Source organism: Paraburkholderia sp. D1E, from assembly GCF_052682275.1.
This window is the reverse complement of record NZ_JBQYMB010000001.1, coordinates 7000658-7017939: the sequence shown is the minus strand read 5'-3', so window position 1 is coordinate 7017939 and position 17282 is coordinate 7000658. Positions and strand designations below refer to the sequence as shown.

The window sequence follows — 17282 nt, the reverse complement described above, 5'->3', positions numbered from 1 at the left end:
CGCCCGTGCAACGCTGCGAAAGGTATTCGGCGTTTCGGGCTTAACCTTTGATTGAACCACGCTGTTTTTTGCTCAACGTTCAGTCGTAGTGGCGATGCTTGTGATGGCGCTTGTTCGGTCGGTAGCCGCGGGCATAGTCGTCCGCGTACGAATTGGACCGTGAAATGTTACCGCCAAGCGCTGAACCCGCGCCGCCGCCCACGGCCGCGCCGACGAGGCCGCCCGTGCGGCCGCCCATCGCATTGCCTGCCGCTGTGCCGGTACCGCCCCCGAGCGCGCCACCGATGATGGCGCCCGTGCGTTCCCTGCGGTTTGACGTGACTGCGCCGCCGGCGCCGCCGCCGACTGCACCGCCAATGACCGAACCTGTGCTGCCGCCTATCGCGCCACCCAGGGCAGCGCCGGCTACGCCGCCGAGCGCGCCGCCAAGGGCATTGTTCATGTCGCCGGCCACCGCCGGTAACGACGTTGCAGTGGCGAGCGCTGCAATGGCAACAATCTGGAAGATTTTCTTCGACATAAAAGGTCTTTAGTTTTTGGGACGGCGCCGAGTATAACCGCCCACCGAAAGGTTTTTGTAACTTGCCGGTTCGGACCTCGGTAAGAGGTGTAACAAAATGATCCGATGGTTTTATAGTGAAACACTTTCGGTACCATTGGCGTCAGGCTGCAGTCGGCGGCCAAACGTGCGTGCGTCTTTGAAGGCATTTGACCGTCGCTTACTGCTCGAGCATCGGTCACCCGCGTGGCTCTGTGCGTCGGATGGCGTTCGCAGTCGTTAGACCGATCAGAACAGCCAGCCTGAGCGAATGCCCGTTTCTACAGCACGGACGGACGACCCGGCAATTCTCTGGATATCGCTCGCCCGTTCCTGCTCGTCAGGTCCGCCAATGCCGTCATTTGTCTGATTAAAACCGGGATCAGTCGTTTATCACGGCTGGCTCGCATCATTTGCAGGATCCGTCAGTAAGTATGATGAATACCCGAAAGATTTTGATGATTATTGGAGGGCTCCTGCTCGGAGCAGCAGGGATCACGTACCTGGTGCTCCTTCAGGCGGACCGCCGCTCAATGGCAGAAGTCACGGCCGCCATGGATAAATCCGCACGCCCTCCGGTCGTGGATTCGCGCGTCGGCGATCACGTGACGGACGGCAGCATCGGCCAGTCGAAGCCGTCATCCGGCACAATCACGAAAAGTACTGCCAACGCGCAGCAGCCGGTGGTTCCCGCTCCGGCTCCCGCTCTGGCAGCGGCACCTGCGCCCATGACGGCCGCGCGCGCATCCAGTCCGGCCGCCTCACAAGTCACCGGGCAACCGAAACCGGACGCACAACCGAAGCAGGCGCCGTCGACGGCAGTCGCGTCGGTGAACGTGCAGGACTCGGGAGCGCCGAAGGTGGTTCCGGCGCAGCGCGCCCAGCGTGGAGGAGATGGTCCGGACCGTCGCGCGATAACGACTCAAGGCTCGACACCGGAGACGGACGAACTGGTCAGGGAATCGGCGAAGCTCGATCCATCATTGCCTCCGCCGGATATGTCCGCCGCTCGCGTCGCTATGGACCAACGTAGCTCGAAGCCAGGCACGGGCTCGAACCCGGTCGCGGCCGCGATGACGGATCAGCTTGTCAGGGAATCGGCGAAGCTCGATCCTTCGCTGCCGCCGCCCAGGTAACCGACTTCTCCGGGAGCACGTGCGGCTGCACGAACGCTCCCGGCACTTGAGCATCGCGCCCCTCTGTGCCGGTCCGCCTAGCTTATCGAGTCGACTGAAAACGCGATGTCCTTCTGTGCTTCGAGCACCCTCAGGCGCTCAGCCAACGCAGCCCTGATCGAGTCGTAGGCACCGCCGCCAAGCGTCAGGCGTAACGGCGGATGCACCGAGTCCGCCGCGACGATCATTGCGGCGACTGTCTTGCCTGCATCGCCCCGAATTGCAAAGCTGTTGGACGCAATCGCCCGCCTGAAGTTGCCCGCCGGGGTATCGTCGTACTCAGGCATCGGCACTGCGTGATCGAGACCGGCACCGAACTGCGTGCGCGTCGGCCCCGGCTCCACGATCACGAAGTCGATGCCGAATGGTGCAACCTCCTTCGCTACTGACTCGACGAAACCTTCGATGCCCCATTTCGTAGCGTGATAGAGGCTGAAATTTGGGTAAGCGATCTGTCCACCTTCGGACGAGACCAGGACGATCCGGCCGCCGCCCTGGCGGCGCAGGTGAGGCAGCGCGGCACGGATGATCTGAATCGATCCAGTGAGATTGGTAGCGATCTGCCTGACTATCTGTTCATCAGTCACTTCCTCGGCCGCGCCGAACAACCCGTAGCCCGCGTTGTTCACGACCACGTCGATACGGCCCATCGCTTCGAATGCGGCGGCGATATTCGAGTGCACCGCGCAGATGTCGGTGACATCGAGTGTCAGCACGTGCAACCGGTTGTCGTACTGTTCTTTCAGCTCGTCGAGCGCCCCCTCGCGCCGCAGCGTCGCGACGACCCGATCGCCGCGTTGCAGCAGGTGCTCAGCGAGTAGTCGACCGAGGCCTGACGACGTGCCGGTGATAAACCAGGTCTTCATCATGGTGTGTCTCTCCACAAAGTGTATGGAATGGCATTGCCTGATTACCAGTCTAGGTGCCCGTCATTGGTCAGAGAAGTCTCTATAGTGCGTATGATCCCGTGAAAATTCGCCACCAATGACCAAGCCGACACTTGCCGATCTGACCGCGTTTTCCACTGTCGCAGCGCATCGGAGTTTCCGCCGTGCCGCCGATGCACTCGGCGTTTCGCGCTCCTCGCTTAGTCACGCCATGCTCGCACTGGAGCGCGAATTGGGCGTGCGCCTGCTCAATCGCACGACGCGTAGCGTAGCGCCGACAGAAGCCGGCGAAGCATTGCTCGCTCGGCTTGCGCCCGTGCTCCGCGATCTCGACGACGCACTGGATGCCGTCGCCGATGCGCGCGGCAATCCGAGCGGCACGCTCAGGATCAATGCAAATGAGAGTGCGGCGCGGCTGTTATTGAAAACAGGGGTGCCGCTTTTTCTGAAGCGCTTTCCGGGCATGGCGCTCGACCTGGTCGCGGAGGGACGGCTCGTCGATATCGTCGAGCAAGGTTTCGATGCCGGAGTACGGCTTGGAGAGTCGATCCCGCGCGACATGGTGGCGGTGCGCATCAGCGATGATCTTCGCTTCGTAGTCGTTGCGGCGCCTTCGTATCTGGCGGGTCGCACACCACTCATCACGCCCGACGACCTTCGTAGACACGACTGTATTCGTCAACGTCTACCGAGCGGCAAACGCTACCGCTGGGAGTTCCGCAAGCACGGGCAGGAAGTGGCAATCGATGTTCCCGGGGTGCTCACGCTGGATCACAACGGTCTGATGGTTGAGGCCGCGTCCGATGGGTTGGGCCTCGCGTATGTACCGGAGTCCACGGCCCACGACTGGCTGGACGACGGCCGGCTGGTTACCGTGCTGGAGGACTGGTGCCCGTTCATCCCGGGGCTCTGCCTGTACTATCCTGGGCATCGCCACGTGCCTGCTGGTCTGCGGGCGTTCATAGACGTGCTTAGGGAGGTAAATCACTAACGCATGTGAATATCCGTTGTCGAGGATCCTGACCGATGGCTTTGTCAAGTTGACGGCTGTAGACTACCTGTTTGGCTCAAGCATAGTTATCCTTATTAGATAGCTTGCTGAGACTCGGAAGTGACAGTCCAGTTTCTTCTTTTCGCTCGGCCATTCAACTGTAGTTGTGCTCGCGTCTGTCGCGGTTCCCATTACTGCGTCTGCCATGCAGGCGCATTTTTACCATTACAAAGAAATCGGCGGGGTCGTCGGAACTCCGGTGCCGAGTCGATAGTCCTGGAAACGGCGCCAACGTCCGGTGGCACAGCCTTCCTCGTTCCAGACCTACAGAACACTATCCTTACCGCTTGTAATGGCATCGTTGCCGGGTTTCGGTCGATTCTGTATGGTGGGTCATTCACCTACCCGATGAGATCCCGAATGACGCTCCCCGCAGACCAGCTTCCGCAACCGGTTCGCTCCGATGTCCTGATCATCGGCGCCGGCCCCGTGGGTCTCTTTGCCGCTTTCGAAGCGGGCGTGATCGGCCTGTCATGCCAGATTGTCGACGCGCTCGACAAGATCGGCGGGCAGTGCACGGAGCTCTATCCGGACAAGCCGATCTACGACATTCCCGCCATTCCGTCATGTACCGCGCGCGAGCTGGTCGAGCGTTTGATGGCGCAATGCAAGCCGTTCGATGTGCCGATCCATCTTGAGCAGAGAGTCGAGTCGGTCGAGCAGCGCGACGACGGGCGCTGGACTGTGCGCACCGACCGCGGTCTCGTATTCGACGTGGCGGCGATTCTGCTTGCCGCCGGGAACGGTGCGTTCGTCCCGCAAAAACTGGCGCTGGCTGAAGCCGTGCCGCTGGAATCGCGCCATGTGCACTACAGCGTGCAACGCCTCGCCGATTTCGCCGACAAGACCGTGGTGGTGGCGGGCGGCGGCGACTCCGCGCTCGACTGGGCGCTGGCATTGCGCCAGGTCGCGCGGCGCGTGACGCTGGTGCATCGTCGCAACGGCTTTAGTGCGGCGGATTCGAGTGTGGAGTCGATGCGCCGGGCGGTCGAGGCGGGGGAGATGGACTTTATTGTCGGCGCGATTTCAGGGCTCGGCGTCGAGGGCGATGCGTTGAAATCGATCGCGCTGCGGCATATCGAAGGCGAAACGCAGCTCGAAACGGAGCAACTCGTCGTGCTGTACGGGTTGGTCGCCGATCTTGGGCCGATCGCACAATGGAATCTGTCGACCCACGGCGGTCGGGTCGATGTGGATACCTCCAACTACGAAAGCTCGCGGCCCGGCATTTTCGCGGTCGGCGACATCGCCAACTATCCGAACAAGCAGAAGCTGATTCTGTCCGGCTTTCATGAGGCATCGCTAGCGCTGCGCAAGGCATACACGTACGCGTTTCCGGAGAAAAAGCGGGTCCATGTCCATTCGAGTTACGACGCGAAGCTGGCGGAAAAGGTCGGAGCGGCGGGTTAAGGGTCCCTCCAGGTACCGAGTTTGCTGCACACACGGCGGCAAGGTGGCGTTTTCAGTTGTCGAAGCGGTAACGTTGGACAACAAACAGGATATGAAGACGGGCCGGTGTATGCTTTTGGGCAAACCATCTAAGTCCTCCTGCTATGAACGAGACTGACGCTGCTTCCGCAAGCGGTCACGGCGAGTCCGCCCACGAGCCGCCTGCGCTCCGTGCGAACACGCCCTTCGAGGTCGACTACTGGGCGCTAGTCCAGTCGATCGAAGATTACGCAATCTTCCTGCTGGACCCGGCCGGGCGTATCGTCAGCTGGAATGCCGGCGCGCAGAAGCTGAACGGCTACGCGGCGCACGAGATCATCGGCGCGCACTTCTCCCGTTTCTACACTGCCGAAGCCGTGGAGCGTGGCTGGCCGGGTTACGAGTTGCAACAGGCCGCACTTACCGGCCGCTTCGAGGACGAAGGCTGGCGGGTTCGCAAAGACGGCACGACCTTCTGGTCGAACGTGGTCATCACGGCGGTGCGCAACGAAGCCGGGCTACTGACCGGTTTCGCCAAGATTACCCGCGATCTGACCGCGCAGCGCGAGTATATGAACGCATTGCGGCGAAGCGAGGAGCGTTTCCGTCTGCTGGTCGACAGCGTGAAAGACTACGCGATTTTCATGCTCGATCCGGATGGTTATATTGTGAGTTGGAATGCTGGCGCCGCGCGCATCAAAGGGTATACGCGCGACGAAATCATCGGCCGGCATTTTTCGACTTTCTACCCGCGCGAAGACGTGGCGGCCGGCAAGCCGGTGCGCGAACTCGCGATCGCGAAGCAGATCGGCCATGTCGAAGACGAAGGCTGGCGCGTGCGTAAGGACGGCACGACCTTCTGGGCCAACGTCAACATCACCGCCATGTATGACGAATCGAACCAGCTGCGCGGCTTCGCGAAGGTCACGCGCGATCTGACCGAGCGCCGTGAACGCGAAGAACTGGAGCGCTCCGGCGAGCACATGCGCAAGTTTCTCGCGACCCTCGCTCACGAGCTGCGCAATCCGCTCGCGCCGGTGCGCAATGCGGTTGGGGTGATGCAACTCGAAGCGGGTCTGAGTCCCACGTTGGCGCGTTCACGCGATCTGATCGACCGCCAGGTGACTCACATCACGCGCCTCGTCGACGATCTGCTCGACGTCGGCCGCATCATGTCGGACAAGGTCGAGTTGCGCCTTGCACGCGTCGATCTGGCCGAAGTGGTGGTGCGCGCGATCGAAGCTGCGCGGCCGTTTACCGATGCGCGGGAGCAGAGTGTGGCGCAGCACATGCCGGCCGAGCCGCTGATTGTCGACGGCGACACGACGCGACTTGTGCAGGTACTGCAAAACCTGTTGCATAACGCGTCGAAGTTTTCGCCGTTCAGCAGCCGCATCGAGATCTTCGGGCGTCTCGATCACCATATGGCTGTGCTGGAGGTGCGCGACCATGGCCGCGGCATTCCTGTACGTTCGCTCGATGCAATCTTCGAGTTGTTCGTCCAGGAAAAGGACAAGCAAAGCTCCGGCGAAGGCGGCCTCGGCATCGGCCTCACGTTGTGCAAATCGCTGGTCGGAATGCATGGCGGCAGCATTATCGCGAGCAGCGCGGGAGAGGGATGCGGCAGTTCGTTCACGCTCAGTCTGCCACTGGCCGCGGCGCCCGCCGAGAAGCGGGCTGATGAGGCTGGCGCTGCGGCAAACGAGGTGTCGCCGCTGCGTATCCTGCTGGTGGACGACAATCGGGACTCCGCCGACAGCCTCGCCATGCTGCTCCAACTCAAAGGCCACGAGGTCCGCATTGCCTACGACGGCCCACAGGCGCTCGAGGCCGCGCCGCGCCTCGCGCCCCACCTTGCATTGATCGACCTTGCAATGCCAAAAATGGACGGTTACGCCACGCTGGCGGCGTTGCGCAAAATGCCTGCACTGGCCGGCACCGTGTTCGCCGCTATGACCGGCTTCGGTCATGCAAGCGACCGCGAACAGACACGGGCGGCCGGTTTTGACACCCATCTCGTCAAGCCAGTGGAACTCGCGTTGTTCGACGCGTTGCTGGAGCAGGCGGAAGCGCGGCGCCTGCAGCACGGTGCCGGCTAACGGTCCCAAGCCGAGCTTCCTTCAACCCGAGGCGCTGCACGCCTCTATCTTCAGCGCGCTATACCCCCTGAAATATTGCATGCCTCAGGCGTTCGATACCTGAGGCACGCCGCTTGCTGTTTGTCGGCACGTGCTGCGGCTATCGGAAGTCCGCGTGCATAGATCGAACAGCTCCAGGGAGGCGCGATGCTCGATACGCGTGATCGTGCGGCCGGCGTGAGTGCGCGGCGGCCGGAAACAGTCAACAGAAGCGACACTCGCGATCCTCATGCGGCACCGGTTGCGCAGCAGACTGCGCGTTCCGCCGGGTCGCTTGAAGATTTTCTCCGCGACACGCGTTTCGATGCCGGCGTCCCGGCCGCGCCGGGCGATGTTTTGCGCGCGCTGGTCGAACAGGGCTACGACCGTTTGCCTTTCATGCCATTGCCCGGGCACGGGCAGACTCTGGCGCGATGGCGTGTTCTCGCCGCGGTTGCGGCGTGCGATCTCGGTCTCGTCAAACTGTTCGAAGGGCATACCGATGCGCTGGCGATTCTCGCCGAGTTGCAGGGCCCCACACCGTCCCTTGGTAGTCGTTGGGGGGTATGGGCCGCGGAGCCGTCTGATGCGCGTGTTCGGGCCAGCCAACGCGTGATGCGTCCCGATGATGCGGGGCAACTGCAGTTGAACGGCACTAAAGCCTGGTGTTCGGGCGCGGGCGTAGTCAGTCACGCGCTCGTCACCGCCTGGCTTGACAGCGAACCGGTGCTGGCTGCCGTCGCGATGGATCACGCGTCGATTTCGATCGACCTGTCGAAGTGGCAAGCGGTCGGCATGCAATCCACCGCTAGCGCCGACGTCACCTTCGATCAGACGCCGGCCACGCTCGTCGGTGGAGCGCATGCATACGTGCGCCGGCCGGGTTTCTGGCATGGCGGTGCCGGCATTGCCGCGTGTTGGTACGGCGCCGCCGCGCAGATCGGCCGGAGGTTGCGCGCGGCGGCCACTCAACGCGCCGACGCGCATCGCAACGCCCACCTTGGCGCGGTCGATGTCGCTCTAGCCAGCGCCGCCGCGGTGCTGCGCGAAACCGCTGCCCATATCGACGCGAACCCGCGAGCCGACGCGCAGCGAGAAGCCATGCGCGCGCGCCTCGTCGTTGAAGTGGCGGCAACTGCCGTGATGAGCCACGCGACGCGCTCGCTCGGCGCCGGTCCGCTGTGTCGCGATACGCGCTTTGCCCGCGCGCTGGCCGACTTGCCGGTGTTCTTACGGCAAAGCCATGCCGAGCGCGATCTCGCCGCACTTGGCGAGTTGATCGTCAAAGCAAAGTTCGACTGCAACGCCGCTGCCGGAGGTGCTCCGTGGATGCTCTGACAGACTACATGGAGGGCCGTTGATATGTCTTCGACAGCCGCGTACTTCAATGAACTATACAAACGCAGCGACGACCCGTGGAATCTGCGCGAAGGCTGGTACGAGCGCCGCAAGCGTTCGCTCACGCTTGCACTGCTGCCGCGTCCGCGCTATCGCAACGCGTTCGAGCCAGGCTGCGCGAACGGCGAGCTGACGGCCGAGCTGGCGACCCGTTGCGACGCGCTGCTTGCCGCCGATCTGCACGAAACAGCGGTGCGTCTCGCACGCGAACGTGTTGTGGCTATGCCGCAGGTCCGCGTCGAACAACGCACGGTGCCGAGCGAATGGCCGACCGAGGCGGGACCGTTCGACCTGATTGTCATCAGCGAATTTGCCTATTACCTCGATGCAGCCGACCTCGAGACGCTGGCCTCGCGAATCGCAGCATCGCTCACGCCGGACGGCACGCTGCTCGCGTGCCACTGGCGCCGTCCGTTTGCCGAGGCGCTGGAGAGCGCCGGTACCGCCCACGCGTTGTTCGATGCGCGCTGCGGCCTTTCGCGTCTCGCGCATCACGATGAAGCCGATTTGCTGATCGACGTATGGTCGCGCGATGCGCGTTCGGTGGCGCAACGTGAGGGGATCCGATGATCGGCGTGGTCGTTCCGGCGCATAACGAAGAGGCGTTGCTGGCCCCTTGTCTTGCCGCGTTGATCGAAGCCTCACGGCATGCCGATCTGGCCGGCGAAGCGGTGCGGATCGTCGTCGTGCTCGACGCCTGCAGCGATTTTTCCGGGGCGATCGCGCGAGCGTACGGCGTCGAGACGTTGACGCTGAAGGCGCGCAATGTCGGCATCGCGCGGGCGACGGGCGCTGACCTCCTGCTGGCGGACGGCGCCCGCTGGCTTGCCTTCACCGATGCCGACAGCCGCGTGTCGCCGGGTTGGCTGGTCGCGCAGTTGTCGCTGGACGCGGACGCGGTGTGCGGCTCGATTGCCGTCGACGAGTGGAGCGCTCATCCGCATAGCGTGCGCGAATACTTTCGCAAGACCTATGTGGACGCCGACGGTCATCGGCATGTGCACGGCGCGAATCTAGGCGTTTCGGCCGACGCGTATCGACGGGCCGGCGGCTTTCCGCCGCTCACGTGCAGCGAAGACGTGGCGCTCGTCGACCGGTTGATTGCGACGGGTGCCCGCATCGCGTGGAGCGCCGCCCCGCGCGTGATTACTAGTGCACGTACGATGAGCCGCGTACGCGGCGGCTTCGGCGACACGCTCGCCGCATGGGCGACTGGCTAAGGCGGTCGGTGGCCGCAGCCCGCTTGATGCCTGGCGCTGGTCCGGTAAATCGATTGAGGGGGGCGGTACTTTACCCGCGACCGCCTCGCGCGATCTCTTCACCGGCGCGATGCGGCATGCGCAGCGTCACGGGGATCGACGCGAACGAGCACAAGCCCACCACCAGAAACGCGGGCCAGAAATCCGACCACGTGATGCTTGGATGTCCGTGCAGCACGCGCGAAATCTGCAGCACGATACCGCCCACGGTCACGCCCAGGCCGAGCGACATCTGCTGCACGACACTGCCGAGACTCGTCGCGCGTCCCACATCGCGACTGGCGATTTCCGCGTAAGTCAGCGAGTTGAGACTCGTGAATTGCAGCGCCGGGAAGAAGCCGCCGAGCAACACGACGAACCAGATGATCCAGGTCGGCGTGCCGGGGAAAAACAGTCCGCATGCCGCGATTGAAATACCTGACAGCGCCGCGTTCACCACCAGCACCGAACGGAAACCGAAGCGATGCAGCACGCGCGAGGCGATCGTGCGCATGAACATGCCGCCGAACGCGGACGCGCAGGTGATCAGGCCGGACTCGAACGCGCTCATGCCGTGTCCCTCCTGCAGCATCAGCGGCAGCAAAAACGGCAGTGCACCGAGACCGATGCGAAACAGCGAGCCACCGAGCACGCTCGCCTGAAATGTCGGTACCTTGAAAAAGCTCAGATCGAGCAAGGGGAGTTTGACGCGCTGGGCGTACAGGACGTAGCCCACGAGCAGCACTGCGCCGCTCGCGCACATGCCGAACGCGTCCCGATTCGAAATGAGTTCACCGCCAACTAGCGATAGTCCGAGCAGAAGCAACACCGCGCCCGCCGCCGACAGAAAAAACCCGATCCAGTCGAGTGGCCCGGGGTCCGGTTCGCGTGTATTGGCGATGTGCCGGTTGGTCAGATAGATGCCGAGAATGCCGATCGGCACGTTGATGAAGAAGATCAGGCGCCAGTGCAGATAGGTCGTGATGAAGCCGCCGAGCAGCGGCCCGGCTGCCGGTCCGAGCATCGCGGGGACACTCAGATAGTTCATCGCGCGAATGAAGTCGGATTTGTGGACCACGCGGAAGATGATGATTCGCCCAACCGGGACCATCATCGCGCCGCCAACGCCCTGCACGAAACGGGCGAGGGTGAAGGTGGCCAGCGAGTTCGATGCAGCGCACAAGAGTGAGCCAGTCACGAAGATGCCGATCGCGGTGCGAAAAATTGTCCGCGCGCCGAAGCGATCCGCGAGCCAGCCGCATACCGGGATGAACACGCCAAGACCGAGTACATAGCTCGTCACCGCGATTTTCAGCGTGACCGGATCGCGCCCGAAGTCGCGCGCCATGGCGGGCAACGCGGTGACGATCACGTTCGCATCGACGCTTTCCATGAACATCGCGCACGCGACGATGAGAGGCGCAATCAGGGCTTTCTGGACGACAGTCATGGGAGCCAGGCGGGCGATCGGTCTGCGGCGGATGGTCGCAGACAAAGGCGCCATTATTGCACCTGTACGGTGCGGATGGTTAATAGCGCTGCGTCTGATGCTTCCCTTTTTCTGAATTGCTCACGTTCCGGATGTGACCCTCGCACAACACCTCAACGACATTATTGATATTTGTTGCGGCGCGACATGAGAGGACTATAATCGGGTTATTGCCTAGGTATAAACCCTATACAGGAGTCCACCATGAACACTGCTTCCAACGTCGCTACCGCCCGCACTGCTACCGCAGCTAACACCACGTGGCTGGGCAAGATCCGCGCCCTGGCCCTGCATGCACTCAATCTGCATCTGCAAAACTGCGCGGTGATCGCTGAAGCGCATCGCCGCCCGCAGTAAGCGCGCTAGTAACGGGTTAGCAGGTACCAGAGTCGGCGCAGGCGCTGTACGGCAAAGCCGAGGCGCGCATGCGCCGGGCTACCTGCCTGGCGGTCCGCTCGTGTTGCCAGATTAGCGCCGGATTGTTACCGGGGCGCCAGTCGTGGCGAGCAACCGACAGTATTGGCCGTATCCTCATCGGCTGGGAATCTCGAACACCAGACAGGTCGTCGTGGCATGCGCGTAGAGCGTGCCGTCGGGGCCGACCAAGCGAGCTTCCGCTGTCGCCAGTTGCCGTCCGCAATGAATCACCTTGCCCTCGGCACGCACGCGTTGCACGCGCGGCGTCACAGCTTTCACGTAATTCACGCTCAGCTCGGCCGTGGTGTAGCCACGACCCGGCGGCATCATCGTATGCACCGAGCAGCCTAGCGCGGAATCGAGCAGGGTGGCGATCCAGCCCCCGTGCACGGTGCCCAGCGGATTCAGATGCTGCGCGAGCGGGGTGCCCTGAAACACCGCATGCCCCGCGCTGATTTCGACAATCGTGAAGTCAAGTGTGCGCGCGATCGCTGCGTAGGGCAGTTCCGCATTCAACATCGCCTGCATGACTTCCAGCCCGGTCTTGCCCGCCACCTGTTCAGGGCGCGCGACGCCCGGGCCCGGGCCGGCTTTAAGTGTCGCCAATACTTCCTGTTCGCGTGCGAGCCAGCGTTCGAGTTGTTGTTCGTTCGTCAATCCGTGTCTCCTGTCCTGAGGCAAGCATGCTTCGGAATCGATGCATCGTCATCGATTAGAGCATCAAACCGCTTCAGGGCGCTGGAGGGCCACCTCTGGATCGCCGAGTTTCGCAGCGTCTGTGCGTTATTTGCGGATACGTGAGGCCACAGCGCGCTGTACTTTGGCCGCGCGTGCGGATAACGCGCTCATCAGAAGCGCTGTCGACACCAAGCCCACCAGATAGATACCGGCCATCACCCAATCCTGATCTGTCATCATCGTTCCCCTTCAAGTAGCGGTTTTCGCGCGGCGAGAATTCAACATTTCGCCATGCCATTGCTCTCGATTACGGCACGCAAAGCAGAAACCTTGATGGAGTCCATCGTCCTTTAAAACGGTGCGCGATCGGGCAGGCCTCACGCGATACCGAATCTTTATCTCGCAATCTTCAATAAACGTTTAAAATTCGAGCCCTTGCCGAGCGCAGCGGTCCTCATCAGCGCGGCAAGTCAATCGGCAATATCGACCGTTTTATCGACGCATATTGCTCTGCCACGTCACGAAGCGCGTTCCACTTCAACTGCCGGCCTAGGTTAAAACCCGACAAATTGATTGGCCTTCGTTAACACTGTCAACCTTTTTTACGCTTTGCCGTTATCCATTTGTAATCGCCGAAGTAAGGCGACGCCGTGGCAGACGACCCGTCGCCGCGACAGCTCTACGCAAGGCCTGCATTGACCATGTTCCACCGCTATAACAATAAATTCGACCTGCTAGGTGCGATGTTCGACCGTGCATCGAAGACACTTGGCAAGCGAAGCGTCCTCTCGCCCGTGCTCGCGCTCGTCATTTGCGGGCTGTTGCTGGTCGTCTTGCAACATCTCTCGCAAGCGGTCGACTATCGCTCGGTCATGCGCCAACTGCGTCACCTGACGGGGAGCGAGTGGGCCGCGGCGCTCGGTGCGACCGCGCTCAGCTATATCGCGCTGGTCGGGCGCGACGCTGTCGGCTTGCGCTACCTGGGCGCTGCGGTGCCGCGCGCGGCGCTGTGGATCGGCGCGACCGCAGGCTCGGCGCTCGGCAATGCGACCGGCTTCGGCGCGCTGACGGGCGGCGCCGTGCGCGCACGCGTGTACGGGGTGTCGAACGTGTCACCCGCACAGATCGGCCGTATGACCGTGTTCACGAGCGTTTCGCTGGCGCTCGCGCTGGTGCTGATGACGGCGTTCGGCATGGTGTGCCTCGCCGACCGTCTTGCGACGATGCTGCATCTCGCGCCGCCCACGTTGCGTTGGAGCGGCGCGGCGCTGCTCGTCGCGCTCGGACTCGCGGCGGCCGCCTGCCGTCGCGACACGCGCCCGATCCGCGCGCGCTGGCAGTGGCTGTCGTTCGATATTCCGGCGCGTCGCGACCTGGTCGCGCAAGTGGCTCTCGCCGTGCTCGACGTGGTGGCTGCGGGCCTCGCGTTGTGGGCGCTGCTGCCGCATGCGGACGTCGGTTTCGTGACCTTCATCACCGTCTATGCCGCCGCGATGCTGCTCGGCATGATCGGCCACACGCCGGGTGGCGTCGGCGTGTTCGAAGCAGCGATGGTGTTCACGCTGAACGGCAGCGTGCAAACGCATCAGATGGTCGCGGCGCTGCTCGCCTATCGCGCGATTTACTTCGGCGTCCCGCTGATCGTCTCGGCGGCACTGCTCGCCGGCTTCGAAGGCCGCGCGCTGAGAAGCCGTTTGCCGCTGCGTCATGCGGCAGGCGCGTATAAACTCGCGCCGCTGTTTCTGAGCCTCGTCACCTTCGTGGTCGGCGGCATGCTGGTGATTTCCAGCGCGACGCCCGCGTTCTGGCAACGCATTCTGATTCTGCGCGACGTGCTGCCGCTGTGGGTGCTCGAAAGCTCGCAGATGTTGTGCAGTGTGCTCGGCGTGCTGCTGTTGTTCGTCGCGCGCGGCTTGCTGCGGCGTCTGGATGCCGCGTGGTGGGTGACCTTGCTGCTGGCGGTGTTGAGCCTCGCGCTGTCGCTGACCAAAGGTCTTGCGTTCGTGGAAGCAGGCGTGCTCGGTACGCTGATCGCGTTGCTGCTGTCCACGCGTCGCCGTTTCAACCGTCATTCGTCGCTGTTCGCCGAGCGCTTTACGGCGGGCTGGCTGGTGTCGGTGGCAATGGTGCTGATGCTGGCCGTGTGGGTCATGCTGTTTGCGTTCCGCGACGTACCGTATACGCAAGACCTGTGGTGGCAATTCGCTTTCGACGAACGCGCGCCGCGTGCGCTGCGCGCGACGCTGGCCGCCAGTCTGTTCGCCGCCACGTTCTCTTTCTGGCAGTTGCTGCGCCCGGCGGCGGGGCGATTCGTCATGCCCCCCGCCCAGGATCTGCAGGACGCGGCGCGCATCGTGCGCGCCCAGGAGCGTAGCGACGCCGGTCTCGCACTGATGGGTGACAAGAGCTTTCTGTTTTCCGCGTCGCGTCAAGCCTTCCTGATGTACGCGAAAAATGGCCGCACGTGGGCCGCGCTTCACGATCCGGTCGGTCCGCGCGAGGAGTGGGCCGGCTTGATCAGCAAGTTCGTCGCGCTCGCGCATGCGCATGGCGGCCGTGCGGCGTTCTATCAGGTGCGCGCCAACGCGTTGCCGCTCTATCTGGATGCCGGTCTTACGTTGATGAAGCTCGGCGAAGAGGCTCACGTGGTGCTCGACGATTTCGACCTGAAGGGCTCGCATCGCGCGCATCTTCGCTATGCGCTCAAACGTGGCGAGCGTGACGGCTTTACCGTCGAAGTGATCGATCAGGCCGATGTGCCGGCGTCGCTCGAAACGCTGCGCGAGATTTCCGACGGCTGGCTCGATAGCCGCGACGCGCGCGAAAAGAGCTTTTCGGTGGCCGCGTTTACCGACGAGTACCTTGCGGCACAATCCGTGATGCTGGTGCGCCAGAACGGCGAACCGGCCGCTTTTGTGACTTTCATGACGACCGATATGAATACCGAAGCGACGGTCGGGGTGATGCGGCACGTGGAAAGCGCGTCGCCGTATGCGATGGAATATCTGTTCACCCAACTGGCGTTGCATCTGAAGCAGGCGGGTTTCCGCTCGCTGAGTCTCGGCATCGCGCCGCTCTCCGGCATGCAGCCGACGCCACTCGCGTCGCGCTGGCATCGGCTGGCGGGGATCGTGTGGCGCTTCGGCGGCCGCTTTTATAACTTCCGCGGACTGCGTGCTTTCAAGAGCAAGTTCCAGCCGCATTGGGAGCCGCGCTATCTCGCGGCGTCGGGTTCGGTGGGCGTGTTCTTCACGCTCGCGGACCTGTCATTGCTGGCAGGAGGCCGGCGTTCATGACATTGCATCCGTTTTTCAAGCTCGCCGCAGCGGCGAGCCTCGTTGTTTGCAGCGCGGCCGCCTTTGCCGCAACCACCACCGTGCCCGGTGGCCGTTATGGCGACGTGACGGTGACGCAGCCGGCCGGCCCCTTGCGCGGCTTCGTGGTGCTTTACTCGCCGGCCACCGGCTGGAGCGCAGCCGACCAGCAAACCGCCGATGCGCTCGCGAGAGCCGGCGCGTTGACCGTAGGTGTGGATACGGCCCGCTATGCGGCCAACCTGAGCGCGAAAAAAGAAACTTGCCATCAACTGGTGGGCGATGCTGAAGCCTTGAGCCATCAACTCGAACGGCAATCACAGTCGAGCCGCTATTTCGCGCCGATCGTCGCCGGTACGGGGCAGGGCGCAACGCTCGCAATGCGTGTGCTTGAACAGGCGCCGTCGAATACGGTTGCCGGCGCGGTCTCGGTGGATGCCGAGCGCAATCTGGATCCGCGCTTTCAACCGTGCCCGCCGGACCCGACGATCATTCGCGACAAGGTGCCGGGCTTCGTCGAAAAGGCGACGCCTGGCAACGGCGATCGCACGCGACTCGTTGCGATGGTCACGCCGCATTTGCAAACGGCGTCGACGAACGATGACGACGTCTCCGATCTGCCGCTGATCGAATTGCCGGCGGCGCATCCGAACGGCCTCATGGCGATCGTGATTTCCGGCGACGGCGGTTGGCGCGATCTCGACAAGACCATCTCTCTCGCCTTGCAGAAAGACGGCATCTCGGTGATCGGCGTGGATAGCCTGCGCTATTTCTGGAGCGAGAAGACGCCGGCGCAGACGAGCCGCGATCTGGCGCGCATTATGCAAACCTACGGGGCGCGCTGGCATGCGGAACACATTGCGCTCGTCGGCTATTCGTTTGGCGCCGACGTGATGCCGTTCGCTTATAACCGGCTGCCTGACGCGCTGCGCGCGAAAGTGTCGCTGATTGCGCTGCTCGGCTTCGCGCCGGATGCCGATTTCCAGATCCGCGTGGGTGGCTGGCTCGGTATGCCGGCGAGCGATAAAGCCTTGAAGGTGCAGCCGGAATTGACGCGCATACCGCCCGCGATCGTGCAATGCTTCTACGGTGGGAACGAGAAAGACACCCTGTGTCCGGCGCTCACCAACACCGGTATCACGGTGATTCGCACGTCGGGCGATCATCACTTCGGCGGCGACTACAACGCGCTGGAGCGCCGCATTCTGGACGCCTTCAGGAAGCAAAGCGGCGTGCGTGATTAGAGCATCTGTTTGAAGCGCGTCGCCGGAGCCGCGGCGCGTCTGCCCTGCATACCCTCATTCGTCTGTTGAGAGCGGTATCGCACATATACCGGCCCTGCCGGATTCTATGATTCTTACGAAGCCCTGGATGACAGTGTTCTTACGCAAAATTGTGTGAGAACACTGCTACTCCTCGGTGTCGTCTGCGGATATTTCTTGAAACTCTTCTGCTGCAACGCGGCGCGCCACCGGGTAGCTCTGCTGCCCCGCGGCGTGCTTTCGGCATGACCGGCAGTTGCTCTCGCGCTCGTTCGGGTTAGCCGATGCGC

The 17282-nt window shown here is 63.0% G+C and carries 15 protein-coding genes; 10 read left to right on the top strand and 5 right to left on the bottom strand.

Annotated features, from left to right (window positions below; genetic code table 11):
* Positions 1-79: 79 nt before the first annotated feature.
* Positions 80-520, bottom strand: coding sequence for a hypothetical protein (locus ACUN0E_RS31600; protein ID WP_408241590.1), 441 nt, complete (start codon positions 518-520; stop codon positions 80-82).
* 551 nt (positions 521-1071) lie between these two features.
* On the opposite strand from ACUN0E_RS31600, the gene ACUN0E_RS31595 reads away from it, so the two are divergent.
* The gene (locus ACUN0E_RS31595) at positions 1072-1674 is read left to right on the top strand and encodes a hypothetical protein (RefSeq protein ID WP_445569045.1); all 603 of its coding nucleotides are present in this window, start codon (positions 1072-1074) and stop codon (positions 1672-1674) included.
* A 77-nt stretch (positions 1675-1751) separates the two neighbouring features.
* On the opposite strand, the gene ACUN0E_RS31590 is transcribed toward ACUN0E_RS31595, so the two are convergent.
* Complete coding sequence (locus tag ACUN0E_RS31590; RefSeq protein ID WP_445569044.1) at positions 1752-2582, bottom strand: SDR family oxidoreductase; 831 nt, start codon at positions 2580-2582, stop codon at positions 1752-1754.
* Between the two features lie 115 nt (positions 2583-2697).
* Here ACUN0E_RS31590 and ACUN0E_RS31585 point away from each other — a divergent pair, with 115 nt between their 5' ends.
* The 6 genes from ACUN0E_RS31585 to ACUN0E_RS31560 all read left to right on the top strand — a co-directional run bounded on the left by ACUN0E_RS31585 (position 2698) and on the right by ACUN0E_RS31560 (position 9814).
* Complete coding sequence (locus ACUN0E_RS31585) at positions 2698-3591, top strand: LysR family transcriptional regulator (protein WP_445569043.1); 894 nt, start codon at positions 2698-2700, stop codon at positions 3589-3591.
* Between the two features lie 420 nt (positions 3592-4011).
* Positions 4012-5061, top strand: a complete 1050-nt coding sequence (locus ACUN0E_RS31580) for an NAD(P)/FAD-dependent oxidoreductase (RefSeq protein ID WP_445569042.1) — start codon at positions 4012-4014, stop codon at positions 5059-5061.
* A 143-nt stretch (positions 5062-5204) separates the two neighbouring features.
* On the top strand, positions 5205-7178 hold the full coding sequence (locus tag ACUN0E_RS31575) for a hybrid sensor histidine kinase/response regulator (protein ID WP_445569041.1): 1974 nt from the start codon (positions 5205-5207) through the stop codon (positions 7176-7178).
* Between the two features lie 186 nt (positions 7179-7364).
* Positions 7365-8534, top strand: coding sequence for an acyl-CoA dehydrogenase (locus ACUN0E_RS31570; protein ID WP_445569040.1), 1170 nt, complete (start codon positions 7365-7367; stop codon positions 8532-8534).
* Positions 8535-8558: 24 nt separating this feature from the next.
* Positions 8559-9164, top strand: a complete 606-nt coding sequence (locus ACUN0E_RS31565) for a class I SAM-dependent methyltransferase (protein ID WP_445569039.1) — start codon at positions 8559-8561, stop codon at positions 9162-9164.
* Positions 9161-9814, top strand: a complete 654-nt coding sequence (locus tag ACUN0E_RS31560; protein ID WP_408340384.1) for a glycosyltransferase — start codon at positions 9161-9163, stop codon at positions 9812-9814. The genes ACUN0E_RS31565 and ACUN0E_RS31560 overlap by 4 nt, the downstream gene beginning before the upstream one ends.
* Before the next feature lie 70 nt (positions 9815-9884).
* Here the strand turns inward: ACUN0E_RS31560 and ACUN0E_RS31555 are convergent, their stop codons facing one another.
* A complete protein-coding gene (locus tag ACUN0E_RS31555; protein WP_408510282.1) occupies positions 9885-11282 on the bottom strand; it encodes an MFS transporter in 1398 nt (465 codons plus the stop codon).
* 243 nt (positions 11283-11525) lie between these two features.
* Here ACUN0E_RS31555 and ACUN0E_RS31550 point away from each other — a divergent pair, with 243 nt between their 5' ends.
* Complete coding sequence (locus tag ACUN0E_RS31550) at positions 11526-11678, top strand: hypothetical protein (RefSeq protein ID WP_325045863.1); 153 nt, start codon at positions 11526-11528, stop codon at positions 11676-11678.
* Between the two features lie 174 nt (positions 11679-11852).
* Here ACUN0E_RS31550 and ACUN0E_RS31545 read toward each other — a convergent pair whose 3' ends face one another.
* Both ACUN0E_RS31545 and ACUN0E_RS31540 read right to left on the bottom strand, forming a co-directional pair.
* Positions 11853-12395 carry a PaaI family thioesterase gene (locus tag ACUN0E_RS31545; RefSeq protein WP_445569038.1) on the bottom strand — a complete coding sequence of 181 codons (543 nt, stop codon included), beginning with the start codon at positions 12393-12395 and terminating at the stop codon, positions 11853-11855.
* 126 nt (positions 12396-12521) lie between these two features.
* Positions 12522-12656, bottom strand: coding sequence for a hypothetical protein (locus ACUN0E_RS31540; RefSeq protein WP_445569037.1), 135 nt, complete (start codon positions 12654-12656; stop codon positions 12522-12524).
* A 503-nt stretch (positions 12657-13159) separates the two neighbouring features.
* Here ACUN0E_RS31540 and mprF point away from each other — a divergent pair.
* Entirely contained in the window at positions 13160-15712 is a 2553-nt protein-coding gene (gene mprF / locus ACUN0E_RS31535; RefSeq protein WP_445570557.1) for a bifunctional lysylphosphatidylglycerol flippase/synthetase MprF, read from the top strand.
* On the top strand, positions 15709-16974 hold the full coding sequence (locus ACUN0E_RS31530; protein WP_445569036.1) for a virulence factor family protein: 1266 nt from the start codon (positions 15709-15711) through the stop codon (positions 16972-16974). Before mprF ends, ACUN0E_RS31530 begins: the two co-directional genes overlap by 4 nt.
* Positions 16975-17282: the final 308 nt, after the last annotated feature.